Genomic DNA, 19,791 nt, shown 5'->3' with positions numbered 1-19,791 from the left:
TCCGCTTCGAATGCTCATGTCCGCGGTGCGGGACGCGATCCTCGCGCCGCCGCCGTGCCCTCCTGCAGCGCCGCCAGCAATTGCTGGCGCAGCCAGGCATTGGCCGGATCGGCATCGGCATTGGCGTGCCAGTAGAGATAGATGTCGACGACCGAAACCTCGAGCGGAAACGGCAGCAGCTGATTCTTGAACTGGGCGTTGATGATGCCAGCGTAGCGTTCGGGCATGGTCAGGATCAGGTCGGTTTCGCTCACCACGTGGCAAGCCGCGAAATAATTCTGGCAGCGCAGGCGGACGCGGCGGCCGAGATTGTGCCGCCCGAGTTCGAAGTCCTCGGCGGTCTGGCCGCGGCGGCGCGCCGAGACGACGATGTGCTCCTGGGCCAGATAGCTGTCGAGATCGAGCCCCGGCCGGACGTGCCGATGCTGCCGTCGCGCCACAACCGCCAGTCCCTCGGCGCTGACGCGCCGGCGCCGGATCTCGTCGGCCAGCGGCAACAGGATGTCGATCGCAACATCGAGCGTGCCGGCGGAGAGCTCGCTTTCCAGCTCCCGCCGCTCGGCCCTGACGATACTGATGTCGATATGCGGAGCATCCCTGGCGATGCCACGCATGAAGTTCGGCAGAACGACCGATTCGAGCACATCACGGATGCCAATCGTGAAGCGCTTGGTGGCGCCGGCCGGATCGAACCGGTCGACCTTGTTCAAGGTCAGCTCCAGCTGCTGCAGTGACTGACGGATCGGCTCGATCATCCGGCGCGCCAGCGGTGTCGGGGTCATGACATGGCCGTGGCGGGTGAACAGCGGATCATCGAACATCTGCCTGAGGCGCCCGAGCGCGTGGCTGATGGCCGGCTGCGACAGGTTGAGCCGCTGGCTCGCACGCGTGATGCCGCCTTCCGCATAGATGGTGTCGAACACCACGAACAGGTTCAGGTCGACCCGCGATAGATGCATCTGATTTATTGGTCCGTATTCAGACAATGCATTTGCTGAATGATACGCCCGCCTCCTACCCTCGCTCAACGGGAAAAGGCGTGGCGACCGCCGAGCCCGCCGATGCCGCACCGCGCCGGCGGCGCCGGATGGCGATCAGCAGGGGACAGCGATCATGGATTTCGACAGGACAGCCAAGATAGCCGCCGTCCGCGCCGCGGGAGGCTTCAGCGGATTCCGCGTCGCCAAGGACAACCTGCGGCAATGGTCCTGGCACGAGCGCGATGCGCCGGACAGCACCCGTATCGCGGCTGGCCAGATCGTCGTGGCGATCACCAAATTCGCCTTCACGGCCAACAATGTCAGCTATGCCCGGTTGGGTGACCAGATCGCCTACTGGCGGTTTTTCCCGGCCGAGGACAACTGGGGGTGTATTCCGGTCTGGGGTCTCGGCGACGTGGTCGGATCACGCCATCCGGAGGTGCATGAGGGCGAGCGCATCTATGGCTATTTTCCGATGGCCACACATCTCCCGATGCAGCCGGACGGCTTGCGCGGCACCCGCTTCGTCGACGCCACGGCCCATCGCAACGTGCTGCCGCCAACCTATAACGAATATGTCCTGGTCAACCGTGACGGCAGCTATGAGCGGACCCACGAGGACGCGCACCTGGTCCTGCGTCCGCTGTTCAGCCTGTCGTTCTTCTGCTCGGAATTCCTCAAGGACGCGCGGTTCTTCGGCGCCCGGCAGATCATCATCTCCAGCGCCTCCAGCAAGACCGCGCTCGGCCTCGCCTTCCTGCTGGCGCGGATACCGACGCGGGAATTCGAGATCATCGGGCTGACCTCGGGTGCCAATGCGGACTTCGTCCGGCGTCGCGGCGTTTACGACCGGGTTGTCGGTTATGACGCGATATCGTCGCTCTCCGACGCACCTGCGGTCTTCATCGACATTGCCGGGGATTCGAAGGTGCAGGCGGCGGTCCATGGCCGCATGGGCAACGCCTTGCAGCACAGCGCCCGGGTCGGCCTGACGCATTGGGATGCCTTTGCAGGCGCGTTTGGTTCAGCTGGCGCCGAACTGCCGGGGCCAGCGCCGACGCTGTTCTTCACCCCCGACCACATCATCGCACGCCGCAAGGAATGGGGCGCCGACCTTCTGAGGGCGCGACTGGCGGAGGCATGGCACGGCTTCCTCGGATATGTCGGGCCTTGGCTGGTGGTCGAACATTCGACCGGCAGGGACGGGCTCGAGCGCATCTATCGCGACGTCCTCGACGGCAGGACGGCCCCTGAAAAGGCGCATGTCCTGTCAATCGGCGCGTCCTGAAGCGGCGCGGCGCCCGCCGCCGGTCAGGCGGCCACCGGTTCGGCGACGGCCTTGAGCACCTGCTGCGCATCCTTCGGGGCGAGCCGCACCTGCAAACCGCGCTGGCCGCCATTGATGAAGACGTGATCTTCGGCCAGGGCTGCCGTCTCGATCACGGTCGGCACGGCGCGCTTCTGTCCGAACGGGCTGATGCCGCCGACATGGTAGCCGGTCAGCCGCTCGGCATCGCCCGGCTTCATCATGTTGGCCGATTTGCCGCCGAAGGCCGCGGCGAGCTTCTTCATGCTGACCTCGCGGTCGGACGGCAAGACGACACAGACCGGCTTGCCATCGACCTCGGCCATCAGCGTCTTGAGCACGCGCCGGGGCATTTCGCCAAGTGCTTCCGCCGCTTGCAGGCCAATGCGGTCGGCGCCCGGGTCATAGTCGTAGGTATGAACGGTGAAGGTGGCGCCGGCCTTGGCAAGGGCAAGCGTCGCGCGGGTGGTCTTCGACATCGGTCATTTCATTCGGTCGGCGCAACGATGACGCCAAGGCTATGGCGCCGGCCGAATGGCGGTCAACCGGGCCGATCGCCGGTCATGCCCGATGCCGCCGCAAAAAAAACGCGGCGTCAGGCGAACCGCTTTGGCTCCTGGCCGCCTCTTCATCCCTGCAAGCCGGCCAGCCCGGCGACACAGGAGATGAGATCCATGGTCTTCTACCGAAAGAATATTGGCGGCTTTCAGCAGATCGCCCGCATTGCGCTCGGCCTTGCCGGCGCCGGCGCCGCGCTCGCCCTGATGGCGCCCCCACTCAGCCTTGCCGGCGCCGCGGCGGGCGCGATGTTCGCCTTGACCGGTATTGTCGGCTATTGCCCGATGTGCGCGGTCGCCGGTGTCGGCCGGCGCGATGGACGCGGCGCGTGACCGGCAAAACCTGGCCCCAACCTCTGTTCGAAGCGGCGCGCCTGGGCGACCAGGCCGCCATCGTCGCGCTTCTCGCGATCGCCCAGCCCGACATCCGGCGTTATGCGCGCGCCGCCTGCCGCGGCTCGGCTGATGCCGAGGACGCCGCCCAGGAGGCACTCTGGCTGCTGTTCAGGCGCGTCGGCAGCATTCGTTCGCTTGCGGCGGTATCGCGCTGGCTGTTCGTGGTGGTGCGGCGCGAATGCCTGCGCCTGGCACGTCGCGCCGGCCTTGTCCCGACCGAACCGATCGACGGGATCGATCTGGAGCGCACCTTTGCCAGCCGTCCCGACATCGAGATACGGCTGGATATCGCCGCCGCCATGGAGGCCTTGCCGGCGCAGTATCGCGAGATCGCGCTGATGCGCGATGTCAGGGAAATGACCATCGACGAGATCGCAGGCGAACGCGGCCTCAGCCGCGAGGCGGTCAAGGCGCGGCTTCACCGGGCGCGCATGATGATGCGCGAATATCTCGCCCGATGAGATCGATGTTCTCTCCGGGCCACGATTAACGACAAATGCATCCCCTTTTCCGACATGACCGATTTGTCGGGCGGGGGGCTTACCCGCGCCCCCGCCGCCGTGGCAGCCTGTGCGCAGGGGAGACGATGCATGACCAGAATTTCCGATCTCGACGCTTTCGCCCTTGGCCAGGCTTTCCGGCGCAAACAATTGTCGCCGGTGGAGGCGACGTCCGACGCGCTCGACCGGGCCGAGGCGGCGCAATCGACGATCAACGCCTTCGTCACCCTTGACCGCAAGCGCACGCTCGACTGGGCGCGCGCGGCGGAAGCGCGCTGGATGAAGGGCGAGCAGAAGAGCCGGTTCGACGGAGTGACCGTCACGGTGAAGGACAACATGGCGGTCGAGGGCTGGCCGAGCCGCAAGGGCTCCAAGGTCGCGTCGGCGACGCCGATGACCTTCGACGCGCCGGTTACCGCGCGCTGCAAGGACGCCGGCCTGGTCGTTCTCGGCACCACCACCATGCCGGAATTCGGCTGGATCGGCCTGTCCTCCTCACCGCTCACGGGCCATACCCGCAATCCCTGGAACAAGGACCGGACCGCCGGCGGCTCGAGCTCGGGCGGGGCGGCGGCGGCGGCGCTCGGCATCGGCCGTTTCCATCTCGGCTCCGACGGCCTCGGCTCGATCCGCATCCCCTCGGCCTTTTGCGGCGTCGCCGGCATCAAGCCGAGCTTCGGCCGCGTGCCGGCCTATCCGCTCTCGGTGATGGGCGAGCTCGCTCATCTCGGACCGATCGCCCGCGAGGTGCGCGAGGTCGCTGCCCTGCTGTCGATCCTGTCCGGGCCCGACGCACGCGATCCGATGGCCTGGAACACGCCGGCGCCCGACTTCACCGTCGGGCTGGAGGACGGCGTCAAGGGGCTCCGGATCGCCTATTCGCCACGGCTCGGCTTCGTCAAGAAGGTCGATCCGGCCGTGGACAAGGCGATCGCCGACGCGGCCCGGGTGTTCGAGGATCTCGGCGCGACCGTCGATCAGGTCGACCCGCCGATCGACGATCCCGCGCCGCTGGCCTGGGATATCTGGAACGCCGGGGCAGCGCTGGCGCTGTCCGCCTTCAGCCCGGCCGAACAGGCGGAGATGGATCCGGGCCTGGTCGACTGTGCCCGGATCGGTGCCAGGATGCCGGCCACCGCGCTGATCGACGCCTTGCTCTACCAGCGCGCCAAGGTGGTCATCGCCATGGCCAAATTCCACGAGACCTATGACCTCCTGATCACTCCGACCATGCCGACCGGCGCCATCCCTATTGGCGCCGACCTGCCGCCGGCCGGCTTTGCGGGCCAGGCCGAATGGGGCCCGCTGTGGACCGACTGGAGCCCGTTCACCCCACCGTTCAACGTGACCCAGCAGCCGGCGGCCAGCGTCCCTTGCGGTCGCGACGGCGACGGCTTGCCGATCGGCCTGCATATCGTCGGCGCGAAGCGCGCCGACGCGCTGGTTTTGAAGGCCATGAGTGCCTTTGAGACGGCCCGGCCCTTCGCACGCGTCTGATTGTCGCATCGCCGGTCTGCACAAAGCCTGTGCGTGCATCGAAATTACGCGCCCCCTGGCTGCGGAACGGGATTGACTTCGCTTTGACAAGCATCGTCTCATCCCGATCGCGCTCGGTGGCTCCGTTTACCCACCGCGTCCTCCGAGGAGTTTCGCTATGTCGTCCGTGAAATTGTCCCGCCGTTCCGTCGTGGCCGGCGCCGCCGCCACCGCAGGCGCGCTCTCTGCCCCGATCTCCGTCAGTGCGCAGCAGCCGCAGGATGTCCTGCGCGTCGTGATGCACTCCGACCTGCGCATCGTCGACCCGATCTGGACCACCGCCTATATCACCCGCAACCACGGCTACATGATCTACGACACCCTGCTGGCGATGGACGCCAAGGGCGAGATCCAGCCGCAGATGCTGCAGGGTTTCACTGCCAGCGCCGACAAGCTGACCTATGACTTCACCCTGCGCGACGGGCTGCTCTGGCACGACAACCAGCCGGTCACGGCGGAAGACTGCGTCGCCTCGATCAAGCGCTGGGGCGCCCGCGATGCGCTCGGCCAGACCGTGCTCGGCTTCGTCGAGGCCATCACGGTGAAGGATGCCAAGAGCTTCCAGATCAAACTCAAGGAGCCGACCGGCCTCCTGATCTTCGCGCTCGGCAAGCCCTCCTCCAACGTTCCCTTCATGATGCCGAAGCGGGTCGCCGACACCGATCCGAACACTCAGATCTCCGACTTCACCGGTTCCGGCCCGTTCCGGATGGTGCGCGAGGAATGGCGGCCGGGCGACAAGGCTGTTTATGTCAAGTTCGACGGCTACAAGCCGCGCGCCGAGCCGCCGTCCAGCCTCGCCGGCGGCAAGGTCGCCAAGGTCAACCGGGTCGAGTGGCGTGTCATCGCCGACCAGCAGCAGGCAGCCAATGCCCTGCTCGCCGGTGAAATCGACCTGATGGAGGCACCGAGCCACGACTTGCTGCCGCTGTTGAAGGGCGATCGCTCGATCAAGCTGGTCGAGTGGAACCCGCTCGGCAACCAGTACACCATGCGCTTCAATCAGTCGGTCAAGCCGTTCGACAACCCGAAGATCCGCCAGGCCGTGCTCTATGCGCTGAACCAGGAGGACTTCCTCAAGGCGACCATCGGCGACCCGGAATATTACAAGGTCTGCAAGGCCATGTTCGTCTGCGGCACGCCGCTGGAGACGACCGCCGGCATGGAAGACAAGCTGGAATCGAACTTCGCCAAGTCGCGGCAGTTGCTGCAGGAAGCCGGCTACAACCGCGAGCCGATCGTGCTCCTGCATTCGACCGATCTGCAGGTTCTGACCAATCTCGGGCCGGTCGCGAAATCGCTGCTGGAGCGCGGCGGCTTCGTCGTCGACATGCAGTCGATGGACTGGCAGACGGTGGTCGCCCGCCGCGTCAAGAAGGACCCGCCGGCGCAGGGCGGCTGGAATGCCATGCTGACCTCCTGGGTGTCGGCCGACATTCTCAACCCGGTGATGGCCGGCTTCTTCAACGCCACCGGCGACAAGGCCGCCTTCGGCTGGCCGAACGACCCGGAACTGGAGGCGCTGCGCCAGCGCTTCGCCCGCGCCGGCACGCCGGCCGAGCAGAAGAGCATTGCCGAAGCCGTGCAGCGGCGCGTGGCGGAAAGCCCGACCCACGTTCATCTCGGCCAGTGGTATCAGCCGGGCGCCACGCGCCCGAACATCAGCGGCTGGATCCCGGCGCCCGCGCCGATCTTTTGGAATATCGAGAAAGGCCGTGGAGCCTGATAAGGTGAGCTGTCGGCGGCCGGACCCTCCGGCCGCCGTTTTCTTTGCGTAGTCGATCGGTTTCGTATGATTTCCTATATCCTTCGCCGCCTCGCCGCGACCGTGCCAGTACTGCTCACCGTTGCGGTATTGGTGTTCTTGATGCTGCGCCTGACGCCCGGCGACCCCGCGGCGGTCATTGCCGGCGACAACGCCACCTCCCAGCAGATCGTCGAGATCAGGACCAAGCTCGGGCTTGACCAGCCGATCGTCTCGCAGTTCTTCATCTGGCTGACCAACACGGTCCGCGGCGATCTCGGCGAGAGCTTCTTCTTCCGCAAGACCGTCTGGGAGCTGATCTCCGACCGGATCGAGCCGACCCTGTCGCTGGCCGCCTTCACCATCCTCATCGCCGTGCTGGTCGCCATTCCGCTCGGCGTGCTCGCCGCCTATAAGCAGGGCACCTGGATCGATCGGGTGGTCATGGGCTTTTCGGTGATCGGCTTCTCCGTGCCGGTCTTCGTGATCGGCTACCTGCTGGTCTATATCTTCGCGATCAAGCTCGGCTGGTTTCCGGTGCAGGGCTATCAGCGCATCGGCAACGGGCTTTGGCCCTGGTTCGTCAGCCTGGTTCTGCCGGCCTTCACGCTGTCGGTCATCTATGTCGCGCTGATCGCCCGGATGACCCGCACCAGCGTGCTGGAGGTGCTGTCGGAAGACTATATCCGCACCGCCCGCGCCAAGGGCCAGACCGAGATCAAGGTGCTGTTTCACCACGCGCTGAAAAATGCCGCTGTGCCGATCGCCACCGTCGTCGGCATCGGCGTTGCGCTGCTGATCGGCGGCGTGGTGGTGACCGAGAGCGTCTATTCGATCCCGGGTCTCGGACGACTCACCGTCGACGCCGTGCTGGCGCGCGACTTCCCGGTGATCCAGGCGATCATCCTCTTGTTTTCGCTCGTCTATGTGCTGATCAACCTGCTCGTGGACCTCTCCTACACGATCTTCGACCCGAGGATCCGCTATTGACCGCCCCCGCTGCCTCCACACCGCTCACCACCGCCGCCGTGGACATTCCGGCGCCGTCGAAGCCGACCGTCTGGCGCAAGCTGAAGCGGAACCCGTCGGTCATCGTCGGCGCGGCCATCGTTCTGGTGATGATCTTCATCGGCCTGATCGCGCCCCTGATCGCCACCAACGACCCGTCCGCGATCAACCCGGCCGCGCGCAATCGCTTGCCGATGGCCGAAAGCTCCTACCGGCTCGATGACGGCACCCGCAAGACGATGCTCCATTACATGGGCACCGACACGCTCGGCCGCGACGTCTATTCGCGGGTCATCTACGGCGCTCAGGTGTCGATTTTCATTGGCGTGACCGTGGCCTTCTTCTCGGTCGTGATCGGCCTGATCATCGGCATGCTGGCCGGCTATTTCCGCTGGCTCGACGGCATCATCATGCGGATCATGGACGGACTGATGGCGATCCCCGCCATCCTGCTGGCCATCGCGCTGGTCTCGCTGTCGCGCGCCGGCGTGCTCACCGTCATCGTCGCCATCATGGTGCCGGAAATTCCACGCGTCGTGCGGCTGGTGCGCTCGGTGGTCCTGTCGGTGCGCGAGGAACCCTATGTCGAAGCGGCGATCACCGTCGGCACCCCGACGCTGCCGCTGCTGATCCGGCATATCCTGCCCAACACCATCGCACCGCTGCTGGTCCAGGGCACGTTCATCTGCGCCTCGGCGATCCTGGTGGAAGCGATCCTGTCCTTCCTCGGCATCGGCATTCCCCCTGAAATCCCGACCTGGGGCAATATCATGGCCGAGGGCCGGCAAGTGTTCCGCCTGTTCCCCCACAACATCCTCTATCCGGGCATTTTCCTCGCCCTCACCGTTCTGGCGGTCAACATGCTGGGCGATGGACTGCGCGACACGCTCGATCCGAAAATGGAGAAACGCGGATGAGCGGGCCAGTTCTCGACATCAGGAACCTTTCGGTCCGACTGCCCAAGGGCGGCGACCGCGCGCATGCGGTCGACAATGTCTCGTTCTCGGTCAATCCGGGCGAGATCGTCTGCGTGGTCGGCGAGTCCGGCTCGGGCAAATCGGTCACCGCCCATTCGGTCATGGGGCTCTTGCCCAAGGGCCAGCTGGCGCCGGTGGCCGGTGAAATCATGCTCGAAGGCGAGGACATGCTGAAGGCCAGCGGCAGCCGGCTGCGGGCGTTGCGCGGCACGCGCATGTCGATGATCTTCCAGGAGCCGATGACCGCGCTGAACCCGGTGGTCACCTGCGGCGAGCAGATCGACGAGGTTCTGGAAATCCATACCGACCTGTCCTTCGCCGAGCGCAAGGACAAGGTGCTGGCGGTGATGGATTCGGTGCGCCTGCCGGATCCGGCCAAACTTTACGACGCCTATCCGCATCAGCTCTCCGGCGGCCAGCGCCAGCGCATCATGATCGCCCAGGCCTTGGTGCTCGACCCCTCGCTCCTGATCGCCGACGAGCCGACCACCGCGCTCGACGTGACGACCCAGGCGCAGATCCTGAAACTGATCGCCGAGATGCAGCAGCGCCGCGGCACCGGCGTGCTGTTCATCACCCATGATTTCGGCGTGGTCGCCGAGATCGCCCACCGGGTGGTGGTGATGCAGAAGGGCAGCGTGGTCGAGACCGGCACCGCCGACGCCGTGCTGAAGCGGCCCGAGCATCCCTATACCAAGATGCTGATCAACGCCGTGCCGACCCTGACCCCGCCGAAGCGCGAGGTGAAGACCGGCCAGCTCATGCTGGAAACGGTCAAGCTGTCCAAGGTCTATGGCGGCGGCGGCTTCTTCCGGAAGGCCCGCGAGGTGCGCGCGGCATCCGAGGTCGACATCCAGATCCGCAGCGGCGAGACGCTCGGCATCGTCGGCGAGTCCGGCTCCGGCAAGTCGACGGTTGCGCGCTGCATCGCCCGGCTGATCGAGCCGACCTCCGGCACGATCCGGGTCGGCGATCTCGACGTCGCCATGCTGCCGGAACGCCAGCTTCGCCCGCATCGGCGGATCTGCCAGATCGTCTTCCAGGATCCCTATCGCTCGCTCAACCCGCGCCGCTCGGTCGGCGCCTCGATCGTCGAGGGGCCGTGCAATTTCGGCATGAGCGCGGAGGATGCGCTGAAGAAGGCGCGCGACCTGATGAAACTCGTCGGCCTGTCGCCGGATGCTCTCGATCGCTATCCGCACCAGTTCTCCGGCGGCCAGCGCCAACGCATCTGCATCGCTCGCGCCCTCGCCATGGAACCGGAGGTGCTGATCGCCGACGAAGCGGTGTCGGCGCTCGACGTCTCGGTTCAGGCCCAGGTGCTCGACCTGCTCGACGATGTCAGGCGCAAATTCGACCTCGCGGTGCTGTTCATCACCCACGACCTGCGCGTCGCCGCGCAGATCTGCGACCGCATCGCGGTCATGAAGAACGGTATCGTGGTCGAGCACGGCAAGACCACGGAGATCTTCGCCGCGCCCCAGCACCCCTATACCAAGTCGCTGTTCGAGGCCGCTCCCGGGCGAAACTTCCAGTTCGCGCGGGTGGCCTGAGGGCGTTTCGGCTTCCGTCGACCGGAAGCCCGCCTTATCTCTTTGTCCGTTCGCTTCCTGCCGGCTCCGCGCGCCGATCGAAGGCCCCGCGGAGCCGGCAGGACGCCCAAGCACCGGACCGGAGGGACCATGACCCGGATCGACGCCGCAACGCTTGCCCGCCGCATTGCCCAGGGCCGTGGCACGAACCCGGCCGACCTGGTCATTCGCGACGTCAGGCTGCTCGATCTCGTCACCGGTGAACTGATCAGGACCGACATCGCGATCGCCGGCGACTGCATTGTCGGGACCTATGGTTCCTACCAGGGTGCGCGCATTGTCGAGGGCCGCGGCCGGATCGCCGTGCCGGGCTTCATCGACACCCATCTGCATGTCGAATCCTCGCTGGTCACGCCAATGGAATTCGACCGCTGCGTCACCCGGCACGGGGTCACCACCGCCATCTGCGACCCGCATGAGATCGCCAATGTGCTGGGGCGGACGGCGTTCGACTACATGCTGGAAGGCGCCGGCCGCACCGTCATGGACCTGCGCGTCCAGCTCTCGTCCTGCGTGCCGGCAACCCATCTGGAAACCTCGGGCGCCAGGCTGGAAGCCGCCGACCTCGTCGCCTATCGCGACCATCCGAAGGTCATCGGGCTTGCCGAATTCATGAACTTCCCCGGCGTGCTGCACCAGGACCCGGCCTGCCTGGCCAAGCTCGAAGCCTTTTCCGACCGGCAGATCGACGGCCACGCGCCGCTGCTCGTCGGTCTCGACCTCAACGGTTATGCCGCGGCCGGCATCCGCACCGATCATGAGACGACCACCGCCGACGAGGCGCTCGAAAAGATCCGCAAGGGCATGACCGTGCTGATCCGCGAAGGCTCGGTATCCAAGGACCTGCACGCCCTGGCGCCGCTGCTGACGCTTCAGACCTCGCCGTTCCTGGCCTTCTGCACCGACGACCGCAACCCCCTCGATATTGCCGAGGAAGGCCATCTCGATTTCATCATCCGCACCGCCATTGCGCTCGGCGTGCCGCCGCTCGCCGCCTACCGCTCGGCCTCGCTGACCGCGGCGAGCGCTTTCGGCCTGAGGGATCGCGGCATGATTGCGCCGGGCAAGCGCGCCGACATCGTGCTGCTCGACGATCTCGAAACCTGCGCGGTGAGCCAGGTCTTCGCCGGCGGCGTGGCGGTTGACGAGGAGGCCTATCGCGGGCGCCAGACCGTGCCGCCGGTCGGGCTCGACAGCATGAAGGCAAGGGTGGTCGGCGCCGAGGATTTCCTGGTACCAGCGACCGGCTCGACCGCCTCGGTGATCGGCGTGATCCCCGGCAAGATCATCACCCGGCACCTGCGCATGGAACTGCCGGTCAGGAACGGGGCAATGGGCGTCGATCTCGACCAGGACGCGGTCAAGGTGGCCGTGGTGGCGCGCCACGGCATCAACGACAATATCGGTCGCGGCTTCGTCCATGGTTTCGGCATGAAACGCGGTGCGATCGCCTCGTCGGTCGGCCATGACAGCCACAATATCTGCGTGGTCGGGGTCGACGAAACCGACATGGCGATCGCGGTCAACCGGCTGGTGGCGATCCGCGGCGGCTTCGTCGTGGTCGAGGGCGGCGCGGTGCGCGCCGAATTGCCGCTGCCGATCGCCGGGCTGATGAGCGACCGTCCCTTCGAGGAGCTGATCCGGCCGCTCAGCGATCTGCGCGAGGCGGCCAGGGCGCTCGGCGTCGTGTTGCAGGAACCGTTCCTGCAAGTTGCCTTCCTGCCGCTGCCGGTGATTCCGCACCTGAAGATCTCGGATCGCGGCATGGTCGATGTCGACCGCTTCGCGCTGATGGTTTGAGCGCAAGAAACGGATTTTGACCGCGGCGGCGCCATGGGACGAGCGGGCCAGGAGATCATCCATGGCCACGCCCTTCGCCCGCCTCTTCACCACCTCCGGTTTCGTCCAGGCCGCCGATCAGATCGCGCTCGCCGCGCTGCCGGTGACCGCAGTTCTGGTTCTCGATGCCGGGCCCGGCCTGGTCGGCGTACTGGTCGCGGCGCAGACCGCCGCCTGGTTGCTGATCTCATTGCCGGCCGGCGTGATCGTCGACCGCTGGCCCAAGCGGACTGTTCTGATCGGCGCTTTGACGCTGAGCCTGGTCGCGGCGGCCGCCGCGACGCTCGCCGCCCTGGCCGGCAGCGTGCCGCTGCTGGCGCTCGGCGCCTTTCTGGCGGCCGGCGGCACGGTGACCTTCGTGCTGGTGCAGATCGGCCTGGTGCCGTCACTGGTGCCGGGCGCCGATCTGCCGACCGCCAATGCGCGCATCGAACTTGCGCGCGCTTCGGCGGTGGCCGCCTCGCCCTTCATCGTCGGTCTCCTGGCCGAGCGGGTTTCACCCATGGCCGGTTATCCCCTGGCCGCGGCGCTGGCCTGCGCGGCGCTTATCGCAGGGCTCACCATCGTGCCGCCAGCCGCGGCCAGCTCCGCTGGTTCGATCCCTGCCAAACCGCCGATCCTCAAGGCCATCGCCGAGGGCGGCCGTTTCGTGCTGAAGGAGCCGCTGCTGCGCGCCATCGGGCTCTGCGCGATTTTCTGGAACTTCGCCTTCATCGCACTCACCGCCATCTTCGTGCCTTTCGCGCTCGCCCGGCTCGGGGCCGATGTGGCGACGGCCGGCCTCGCCATCGGCGCGAGCGGTCTCGGCATGATCCTGGGGGCGGCCACGGCGCCTGTCATCTTCGCCCGGGTCGAGCCGAGGGTCGTGCTGATGTTCGGGCCGGTCTCCTCGATGCTCGGCGCCATGCTGATGGTTGCCGCGCCGCGTTTCGGCGGCATCGCGATCGCGGCTGTCGCCTTCGGCCTGATCGGTTTCGGGCCGATGCTGTGGCTGGTCATGCAGACCTCGGTGCGCCAGCTGGTCACGCCGCCCGGCCTGATGGGCCGGGTGACCGCGACGATCCAGGTGGCGATCTATGGGGTCAGGCCGCTCGGCGCGCTCGCCGGCGGCTTGGTTGGCCAGATCTATGGCCTGGATGCCGCGATGGTGCTGGTCGCCGTGGCTTTCGCTGCCTCGGCCCTGGTCTCGCTCGCCTCGCCGCTCGCCAGCCTCAAGACCATGCCGCAAGCGGCTGCGGCCTGACGCGGCGGCGTCGTCCTCACTCGGGCAGGGACGACCACATGGCGCTGGCGAGCGCGAGGATCTTGTCGGGCAGGAAGCGGACCTGTTCCGGGGTCATCACGTCGTCGAGCCGCGCCACCTGGATGATCATGCTGGCGGGCCGGCCGGGGGCGTTGACCAGCGCGTCGGTCAAGAGTTCACGCACGGCCGCCTGCTCGTCCGGGCGAAGCCCGGAAAAGTCCGGCCTGCCCTTCAGCACATCGTCAATGGCGGTTCCTGCCGCCGCGAGCCGGCGCATGGCGGTTCTCGGTTCGTGAGATCGGACCCGTTGGCGCGCGTCGAACGCCGTCGCCAGCAGGCGCTTCCAGCGCGCGACGTCGATCGGATCCTCGATCTCTTCCGCCATGCGGACCAGCACGCGCTCGAAGGTCTCGTCGTCGAGCTGGCGCAGCCAATCGATGGCCGGTGCGAAGTTCACGGCCCATTTTCGCACATCCCGCGGCGTTGCGCCGGCAGGCAAGGTGAACATATTGCTCCAGGCTTCGGCCTGCTTGCGCCGGCTCTCCAATCGCTCGGCGAGTTCGGCTTCGTAGCGCCCGAGGACCTGCCGGTCGGTCGGGCTCAGGGTTGTGCCGCCGGCACTTTCGAGGAAACGCCGCAGGCCTTGCGCCGTGGGTGCGTCGCGCTCCAGCCGCCCCGATCCTGCGATGGCCGCGACCCAGCCCTTGTCGAGCGGCCGGCTGCGGTCCTGCAGGGCCCGGAAATAGGATTCGAGCGCGGCTTCCGCGCGCATCGCCGCCTCGAACCGGGCATCCAGAAAGGCCTTGGCGCTATCGACTGCCCGGGCTCCCGGGGGGTGGTCGACGTCGACCGGAAGCGAGGCGGCCGGCGCGGGGACGCCGGCTGCCGCCCCGGGCTGAGGCGCGACATCGACCGAAGGCGCGCCGGCATCCGGCGCGGCCTTGGCCGACAAGCCCCAGCAAGCGACCAAGATCAGCACCACGATCCGTCCGATCACCATCTCCTCCATTGCCGGCGGTGACGATCCGGGCCAAGCGCATGCTGGTGCAGCTCGTCCGAATCCGGCCCCGGCGCAACGCGCATTCCTGATCGAAGGTGCTCGTCGACGCAATATCGCGGCGGCCGGGCCAGGTCATCGCGGGCGGTGGGAGAGGGCCGGAGCGCCGAGCGCCACGGCGATCCGTTCGGCGGCCGATTGCACCGGCTTCAGAAAGCGGCCGATGGCTTCTTCGCGACCCATCGGCTCGCGCAGCAAGGTCAGGTTGAGCGAAGCCAGGGCCTCGCCAGAAACCAGGACCGGCACGCTGAAAGCCCAGACCGCCGAGCCATAGGCTTCCCGTGAATAGGCTTCGGTCATCAGCGAATAACCGCGCGCCCGGATGTCGCCGAGGAGCTTCTCCAGAGCCTTGTCGTCACGCGCCAGATCGTTCCACGCGCCGGACTGGCCGGATGCGCCTTCGATCGCGCGCCGACGGTCCAGCGGGTTGCAAAAAGCCAGATAGGCCAGACCGAGCGAGGTTCCGAACACCGGCGCCCGGAAGCCCGGCTTGCGATCGAAGAACAGGCGCCCTCGCCCGCGGCTGGTCTCGGCGACGATCATCGCGTCACCGTCGAAGATCGCGAGGTCGGAGGGCCAGGCCACCTGCCGCTGGAGCTCCTCCAGAAACGGCCGGGCGATGGCTCCCACTTCCAGATGCGCCTGATAGCCGCGGCTCAGGTCGAGCGTCCGGCCGGTCGGCGTGAAAGTGCCATTCTCGATATCCCTGCGCACGAAACCGCCGGCGACCAACGTCTCGAGCATGCGGATCGCGGTCGCGGCATTGATGCCGACCGCGCGCGCCACCTGGCCCGACGTCGGCCGCTCCAGCCGGTTCACCGCGAGGAGGACGTCGAGGACCCGCAAGGCGGCAATGACGGGCCGGTACGATGCCATGTGTTCTCCGCAAAATGGCCAGGGGATGCGCCCGCCGATCGGCCAATTGACTCGGCCTGCCTGCGCGTGATTTTCTAAGAATGAACTATAATTTCACTAGATGAAAGTCTCTAGAACCTTTCGGCCTGCTGATCCCCGGGGATCAGGCCCCGATGGGTTCTGTGCTTGCGTCAACGCCCCTGCCTCGCTCCCCGACACTCTCGAAGGCCCGCCATGTCGCCTATGCCCGATACGTCTCACCTCCCCACCCTCGGCCACGGCTTCTTCTGGCAAGACCTGACCGCAGGGCAGAAGCTCAAGACCTTCCGCCGCACCATCACCGAGACCGATCTGGTCAATTTCATCGGTGTCACCGGCATGCTCGAGGCGATCTTCATCGCTGCCGACTACGAGCATGGCGCGATCACCGGACGGCCGGTTCCGGCCGCCCTCACCTACGCGATCATCGAAGGCTTCATCCTGCAGACGATGATCCAGGGCACCGGGCTTGCCATGCTGGAACTCGCCCAGACCATCCATGCCCCGGTCAAGGTTGGCGACAGTGTCTGGGCGACCGTCGAAGTGACCGAGATCCGCCCGACCTCTAGGAGCGGCCGAGCCGTCGTCACCTCGCTGATCCAGGTGTTCAACCAGCGCAACGAGGGCGTGCTGACCTATACCGCCAAGCGTCTCCTGGCTGGCCGGCCGGCCGCCTGAAGACGTTCGACTCAAAGCAAAAAACGACCCTTCCGGAGGACCACCCATGCTGACGCGCCGATCGACCTTACTGACATCCCTGGCCCTCCTCGGCGGCACCGCCTCGCGCGCGGCGGCTCAGGCTGGCTATCCATCCCGCAATGTGCGCCTGCTGGTGCCGTTCCCGCCCGGTGGACCGACCGATCTCGTCGCGCGCGTCCTGGCAGAAAAGATGGCGGTGGCCCTTGGCCAGGCCGTGGTGATCGACAATCGACCCGGCGCCAATGGCAACATTGCCGCGGAGGGGGTCGCGAAAGCCGAGCCCGATGGCTACACCGTCCTCTACAACACCTCGTCGATCGCGCTCAGCGCCTCGCTCTATGCCAAGCTCAACTATGACGTGACGCGCGATTTCGCGCCGGTCGCGCTGACCGCGACCGTGCCCTTGCTGATCGCCGTCCATCCCTCGCTGCCGGTCCGCTCGCTGGCCGAATTCATCGCCTATGTGAAGGCCAATCCCGGCAAGCTGTCCTATGGTTCGGGCGGCGCCGGCAACGTCACCCATCTCGGCAGCGCGCTGTTCCTGAAATCGCAAGGACTGGAGGCGGTCCATATCCCGTTCCGCGGCAGCGCGCCGGCGCTCAATGCGCTGGCCGGCAACCATGTCCAGTTCGTCGCCGACACCGTGAATTCGGCCCATCCCCTGGCGCAAAGCGGTCATGTGCGGGCGCTGGCCATCATGAGCGCCAAGCGCAGCCCGGTGCTGCCGGATACGCCGACCTTCGCGGAGGCCGGCCTGCCCAATGTCGAGATCGGCGCCTGGCAAGGCATCCTGGCTCCCGCCCGCACGCCACCCGAGGTGATCGCCCGGTTGAACCAGGCGACCCTCAAGGCGCTCGCCGACCCGGAAGTGAAGGCCAAGCTGGATATCCAGGGCGCCGAGCTGCTCGGCTCCACGCCCGAGGCCTATGGCGCCTATATGCGCGCCGAGATCGCGCGCTGGGCCGGCGTGGTGAAGGACTCGGGTGTCAGGATCGAATGAGCCGATCCGCTCGCCCTCCGGTCACGCCGCCCACGCCAGCCGCTTGAGCCCGACGCGGGACAGGCCACGGCCGGCCCGCGCGCCGGAATGGCCGCCATTGGTCCAGGTCAGGACGCCATTGACCCAGACGCCGGAAATGCCGGCGGCGGGCTGCGCCGGGTTCTCGAAGGTCGCGGTGTCGATGACGCTGGCCGGATCGAACAGCACGAGGTCGGCAAAGGCGCCCTCCTCGATCACGCCGCGGTCGCGCAGCCCGAAGGTCGCGGCGGTATGGCCGGTCATCTTGCGCACAGCATCCTCGAGCGTCAGCAGGCCGGTCTCACGGACATAATGGCCGAGCACGCGCGGGAACGTGCCCCACAGCCGGGGATGCGGATGGCTGTCATGCGGCAGGCCGTCGGAGCCGATCATGCTGTGCGGATAGGCCAGGATGCGGCTGACATCGGCCTCGTCCATCTGGAAATAGATCGCGCCTGCCGGCGACAGGCGCTCGACCGCCTCGTCGAGCGTCAGGTTCATCTCGCGCATGACATCGGCGAGGTCTCGGCCCGACAGGTCCGGGAACGGCACCGACCAGGCGATCATGGTGCGGGTCGAGCGCTTGACCCGGACCGCCGCCAGCATGGTCGAGGAAGCGACATAGGGGTAGACGTCGAGCGTCACCACCTGGGCCGTGCGATAGCCTTCGATCGCGGCGAGCGTCTCGACCGATTTGCCGTGGTGGCCGATGCCGGACAGCTTGTGATGCGAAATCACCACCGGCACCTGGGCGTGCTTGCCGATGCGGGCGCTCTCGGCGAGGCTCGCCATCACGTCCTGGCCTTCGTTGCGCATATGGGTGGAGTGGAAGCCGCCGAACTCATGCACCACCTCGGCGATCCGCTCGATCTCTTCGGTCGGGGCTGCCTCGGCGGTCGGATATTCGAGGCCGGTCGAGAAGCCGGCGGCGCCTTCGCCGAGCGCCTGGCGCAAGATCTCCTGCATGCGGCCGATCTCGGCCTCGGTCGCCGGCCGCTTCAGGTCGTCCATGGTCATGAAGCGCAGCGAGGAATGACCGGCCTGGGCGACGACGTTGAGCGCCGGGGCATTGTTGCGGAGATGATCGAAATAGGCCGCGAAACTTGGAAAGAAATGCTCGGGTTCGGAGCCGATCAGGTCGATCGGCGCCGGCGGCCGGACCGGCGCCACCACCGGGCTGAGCGAGATGCCGCAATTGCCGACCACCACCGTGGTCACGCCCTGGCTGACCTTGCAGGTCATGGCTGGGTCGGCGACGACAGCCCGGTCGTCATGGGTATGGGCGTCGATGAAGCCGGGCGCCAGCGCCAGGCCCTTGACGTCGATGTCGTGCCCGCCATGGGGCAGCATATCGCCGATCGCGACGATCCGGTCGGCCGTGACGGCGACGTCGCCGACGCGGCCCGGCGCACCGGTACCGTCGATGATCAGGGCGTTGCGAATGACAAAATCGGCGCGGGGCATGGGACACTCCTGCTGGTCTTCTTGAGCGCGCTGTTGCCGCGCGGCTTGTTTGGAAACGCCATCATCGGCCGGGCCGCGATGGCGTCACGGCCGGATTCTTAGCCGGGCAATCCGGCTTTTTTGGTGGAATGTGGTCGCCTTTGGCGGAATGTGGTCACCCGGCGAGCATTGCCAGCTCGCGCGTCAGCTCCGAGGCAGGATCGGCAAAGGGCAGCACCACGGTGAAATGATTGGCACCGGCCACTTCGATCGCCCGGGTCGTGGCGCCAAGTACGCCCCAGCATTCGATCAGGCTCCGGCTCTGGCGCAGATATTCCGGCGCCTCGTCGCCGCCGACCACCGTCGTCACCGGCAGGCCCCGCCGCGGCGTCCAGGTCAGCGGCGACAGCCGGGCCGCCGCGGCCGCGTCGAGGCCGAGCGCCGTGTTGAGGCTGGTCGGCACCAGCGGCGCCAGATGAAACAGCCCGGAGATCGGCAGGATCCCGGCGATCAGATCGGCGGGCTCACCGAGCGAGAGCCAGTCGGTCGCGCCGAGACAGGCCGCCAGATGGCCACCGGCCGAGTGACCGAACGGCAGGATCCGCCGGCCGAACCGCTCGCGCAGCACGCGGGTGCAGGCGATCACCTGGCCGACGATCTCGGCGACCGTCACGGCGGGGCAAAGGTCATAGCTCATGACGGCGACATCGAGGCCATGGCCATTGGCGCCGCGGGCCATCTGGCTGAACCAGGTCTTGTCAAGCGCCTGCCAATAGCCGCCGTGAATGAACAGCAGAAGCGGCGCTTCATGGCGAGCCGCGGCGGCCGGAAACAGATCGTAGCGATGCCGCGCGCCGGCGCCGTAGGGCTGGTCGAGCCGGGCGGCGGGCGAAGCCTCGCGATAGGCGGCCGCATCGCGCGCCCACACGTGCATGACCGCGGGATGATCGGCCACACGGGCGCGGTTGTTGTATTCGATTTCGAGGTCGGGGCTGGACATGA

The 19,791-nt window shown here is 67.0% G+C and carries 18 protein-coding genes; 12 read left to right on the top strand and 6 right to left on the bottom strand.

Going from position 1 to position 19,791, the window contains the following annotated elements; all coding sequences use genetic code 11:
- Positions 1 to 14 precede the first annotated feature (14 nt).
- A complete protein-coding gene (locus E8M01_RS21525) occupies positions 15 to 959 on the bottom strand; it encodes a LysR family transcriptional regulator (RefSeq protein WP_136962022.1) in 945 nt (314 codons plus the stop codon).
- A 154-nt stretch (positions 960 to 1,113) separates the two neighbouring features.
- Between E8M01_RS21525 and E8M01_RS21520 the strand changes: the two genes are divergently transcribed.
- Positions 1,114 to 2,268 carry a DUF2855 family protein gene (locus E8M01_RS21520; protein WP_136962021.1) on the top strand — a complete coding sequence of 385 codons (1,155 nt, stop codon included), beginning with the start codon at positions 1,114 to 1,116 and terminating at the stop codon, positions 2,266 to 2,268.
- A 23-nt stretch (positions 2,269 to 2,291) separates the two neighbouring features.
- On the opposite strand, the gene ybaK is transcribed toward E8M01_RS21520, so the two are convergent.
- Positions 2,292 to 2,765, bottom strand: a complete 474-nt coding sequence (ybaK, locus tag E8M01_RS21515) for a Cys-tRNA(Pro) deacylase (RefSeq protein WP_136962020.1) — start codon at positions 2,763 to 2,765, stop codon at positions 2,292 to 2,294.
- Between the two features lie 195 nt (positions 2,766 to 2,960).
- Between ybaK and E8M01_RS21510 the strand changes: the two genes are divergently transcribed.
- The 9 genes from E8M01_RS21510 (at position 2,961) to E8M01_RS21470 (ending at position 13,678) form a co-directional block, all read left to right on the top strand.
- Positions 2,961 to 3,176, top strand: coding sequence for a YgaP-like transmembrane domain (locus E8M01_RS21510; protein ID WP_136962019.1), 216 nt, complete (start codon positions 2,961 to 2,963; stop codon positions 3,174 to 3,176).
- The gene (locus E8M01_RS21505) at positions 3,173 to 3,700 is read left to right on the top strand and encodes an RNA polymerase sigma factor (protein ID WP_246088379.1); all 528 of its coding nucleotides are present in this window, start codon (positions 3,173 to 3,175) and stop codon (positions 3,698 to 3,700) included. The genes E8M01_RS21510 and E8M01_RS21505 overlap by 4 nt, the downstream gene beginning before the upstream one ends.
- 129 nt (positions 3,701 to 3,829) lie before the next feature.
- Entirely contained in the window at positions 3,830 to 5,236 is a 1,407-nt protein-coding gene (locus E8M01_RS21500) for an amidase (RefSeq protein ID WP_136962018.1), read from the top strand.
- Between the two features lie 157 nt (positions 5,237 to 5,393).
- Positions 5,394 to 7,001: an ABC transporter substrate-binding protein gene (locus E8M01_RS21495; protein ID WP_136962017.1), complete on the top strand. Its 1,608-nt coding sequence runs from the start codon at positions 5,394 to 5,396 to the stop codon at positions 6,999 to 7,001.
- A 66-nt stretch (positions 7,002 to 7,067) separates the two neighbouring features.
- Positions 7,068 to 8,009 (top strand): ABC transporter permease, encoded by a 942-nt coding sequence (locus tag E8M01_RS21490; RefSeq protein ID WP_136962016.1) that lies wholly within the window; start codon positions 7,068 to 7,070, stop codon positions 8,007 to 8,009.
- A 38-nt stretch (positions 8,010 to 8,047) separates the two neighbouring features.
- Positions 8,048 to 8,944: an ABC transporter permease gene (locus E8M01_RS21485; RefSeq protein WP_425467748.1), complete on the top strand. Its 897-nt coding sequence runs from the start codon at positions 8,048 to 8,050 to the stop codon at positions 8,942 to 8,944.
- Entirely contained in the window at positions 8,941 to 10,557 is a 1,617-nt protein-coding gene (locus E8M01_RS21480) for an ABC transporter ATP-binding protein (protein WP_136962014.1), read from the top strand. Before E8M01_RS21485 ends, E8M01_RS21480 begins: the two co-directional genes overlap by 4 nt.
- A gap of 129 nt (positions 10,558 to 10,686) precedes the next feature.
- The gene (gene ade / locus E8M01_RS21475) at positions 10,687 to 12,396 is read left to right on the top strand and encodes an adenine deaminase (RefSeq protein WP_136962013.1); all 1,710 of its coding nucleotides are present in this window, start codon (positions 10,687 to 10,689) and stop codon (positions 12,394 to 12,396) included.
- A 61-nt stretch (positions 12,397 to 12,457) separates the two neighbouring features.
- Positions 12,458 to 13,678 (top strand): MFS transporter, encoded by a 1,221-nt coding sequence (locus tag E8M01_RS21470; protein WP_136962012.1) that lies wholly within the window; start codon positions 12,458 to 12,460, stop codon positions 13,676 to 13,678.
- Between the two features lie 16 nt (positions 13,679 to 13,694).
- On the opposite strand, the gene E8M01_RS21465 is transcribed toward E8M01_RS21470, so the two are convergent.
- Together E8M01_RS21465 and E8M01_RS21460 are read right to left on the bottom strand one after the other, a co-directional pair.
- Positions 13,695 to 14,675 (bottom strand): hypothetical protein, encoded by a 981-nt coding sequence (locus E8M01_RS21465; protein ID WP_136962011.1) that lies wholly within the window; start codon positions 14,673 to 14,675, stop codon positions 13,695 to 13,697.
- 135 nt (positions 14,676 to 14,810) lie between these two features.
- A complete protein-coding gene (locus E8M01_RS21460; RefSeq protein WP_136962010.1) occupies positions 14,811 to 15,611 on the bottom strand; it encodes an IclR family transcriptional regulator domain-containing protein in 801 nt (266 codons plus the stop codon).
- A 213-nt stretch (positions 15,612 to 15,824) separates the two neighbouring features.
- Between E8M01_RS21460 and E8M01_RS21455 the strand changes: the two genes are divergently transcribed.
- Positions 15,825 to 16,307, top strand: a complete 483-nt coding sequence (locus E8M01_RS21455; protein ID WP_215908781.1) for a MaoC family dehydratase — start codon at positions 15,825 to 15,827, stop codon at positions 16,305 to 16,307.
- Positions 16,308 to 16,353: 46 nt separating this feature from the next.
- Positions 16,354 to 17,328 (top strand): Bug family tripartite tricarboxylate transporter substrate binding protein, encoded by a 975-nt coding sequence (locus tag E8M01_RS21450; protein ID WP_136962009.1) that lies wholly within the window; start codon positions 16,354 to 16,356, stop codon positions 17,326 to 17,328.
- A 21-nt stretch (positions 17,329 to 17,349) separates the two neighbouring features.
- Here the strand turns inward: E8M01_RS21450 and E8M01_RS21445 are convergent, their stop codons facing one another.
- Both E8M01_RS21445 and E8M01_RS21440 read right to left on the bottom strand, forming a co-directional pair.
- Entirely contained in the window at positions 17,350 to 18,810 is a 1,461-nt protein-coding gene (locus E8M01_RS21445; RefSeq protein ID WP_136962008.1) for an N-acyl-D-amino-acid deacylase family protein, read from the bottom strand.
- 154 nt (positions 18,811 to 18,964) lie between these two features.
- On the bottom strand, positions 18,965 to 19,789 hold the full coding sequence (locus E8M01_RS21440) for an alpha/beta hydrolase (RefSeq protein ID WP_136962007.1): 825 nt from the start codon (positions 19,787 to 19,789) through the stop codon (positions 18,965 to 18,967).
- Positions 19,790 to 19,791: the final 2 nt, after the last annotated feature.

It is taken from the genome of Phreatobacter stygius (genome assembly GCF_005144885.1).
Taxonomy (GTDB): domain Bacteria; phylum Pseudomonadota; class Alphaproteobacteria; order Rhizobiales; family Phreatobacteraceae; genus Phreatobacter; species Phreatobacter stygius.
The sequence above is the reverse complement of the archived record's forward strand: the minus strand, read 5'-3'. Positions and strand labels throughout refer to the sequence as shown.

Bases quoted from the DNA above. Each gene is read 5' to 3' on its own strand.
- E8M01_RS21525 (WP_136962022.1), bottom strand. From the start codon at position 959: ATGCATCTATCGCGGGTCGACCTGAACCTGTTCGTGGTGTTCGACACC.
- E8M01_RS21520 (WP_136962021.1), top strand. From the start codon at position 1,114: ATGGATTTCGACAGGACAGCCAAGATAGCCGCCGTCCGCGCCGCGGGA.
- ybaK (WP_136962020.1), bottom strand. From the start codon at position 2,765: ATGTCGAAGACCACCCGCGCGACGCTTGCCCTTGCCAAGGCCGGCGCC.
- E8M01_RS21510 (WP_136962019.1), top strand. From the start codon at position 2,961: ATGGTCTTCTACCGAAAGAATATTGGCGGCTTTCAGCAGATCGCCCGC.
- E8M01_RS21500 (WP_136962018.1), top strand. From the start codon at position 3,830: ATGACCAGAATTTCCGATCTCGACGCTTTCGCCCTTGGCCAGGCTTTC.
- E8M01_RS21495 (WP_136962017.1), top strand. From the start codon at position 5,394: ATGTCGTCCGTGAAATTGTCCCGCCGTTCCGTCGTGGCCGGCGCCGCC.
- E8M01_RS21490 (WP_136962016.1), top strand. From the start codon at position 7,068: ATGATTTCCTATATCCTTCGCCGCCTCGCCGCGACCGTGCCAGTACTG.
- E8M01_RS21480 (WP_136962014.1), top strand. From the start codon at position 8,941: ATGAGCGGGCCAGTTCTCGACATCAGGAACCTTTCGGTCCGACTGCCC.
- ade (WP_136962013.1), top strand. From the start codon at position 10,687: ATGACCCGGATCGACGCCGCAACGCTTGCCCGCCGCATTGCCCAGGGC.
- E8M01_RS21470 (WP_136962012.1), top strand. From the start codon at position 12,458: ATGGCCACGCCCTTCGCCCGCCTCTTCACCACCTCCGGTTTCGTCCAG.
- E8M01_RS21460 (WP_136962010.1), bottom strand. From the start codon at position 15,611: ATGGCATCGTACCGGCCCGTCATTGCCGCCTTGCGGGTCCTCGACGTC.
- E8M01_RS21455 (WP_215908781.1), top strand. From the start codon at position 15,825: ATGTCGCCTATGCCCGATACGTCTCACCTCCCCACCCTCGGCCACGGC.
- E8M01_RS21450 (WP_136962009.1), top strand. From the start codon at position 16,354: ATGCTGACGCGCCGATCGACCTTACTGACATCCCTGGCCCTCCTCGGC.
- E8M01_RS21445 (WP_136962008.1), bottom strand. From the start codon at position 18,810: ATGCCCCGCGCCGATTTTGTCATTCGCAACGCCCTGATCATCGACGGT.
- E8M01_RS21440 (WP_136962007.1), bottom strand. From the start codon at position 19,789: ATGTCCAGCCCCGACCTCGAAATCGAATACAACAACCGCGCCCGTGTG.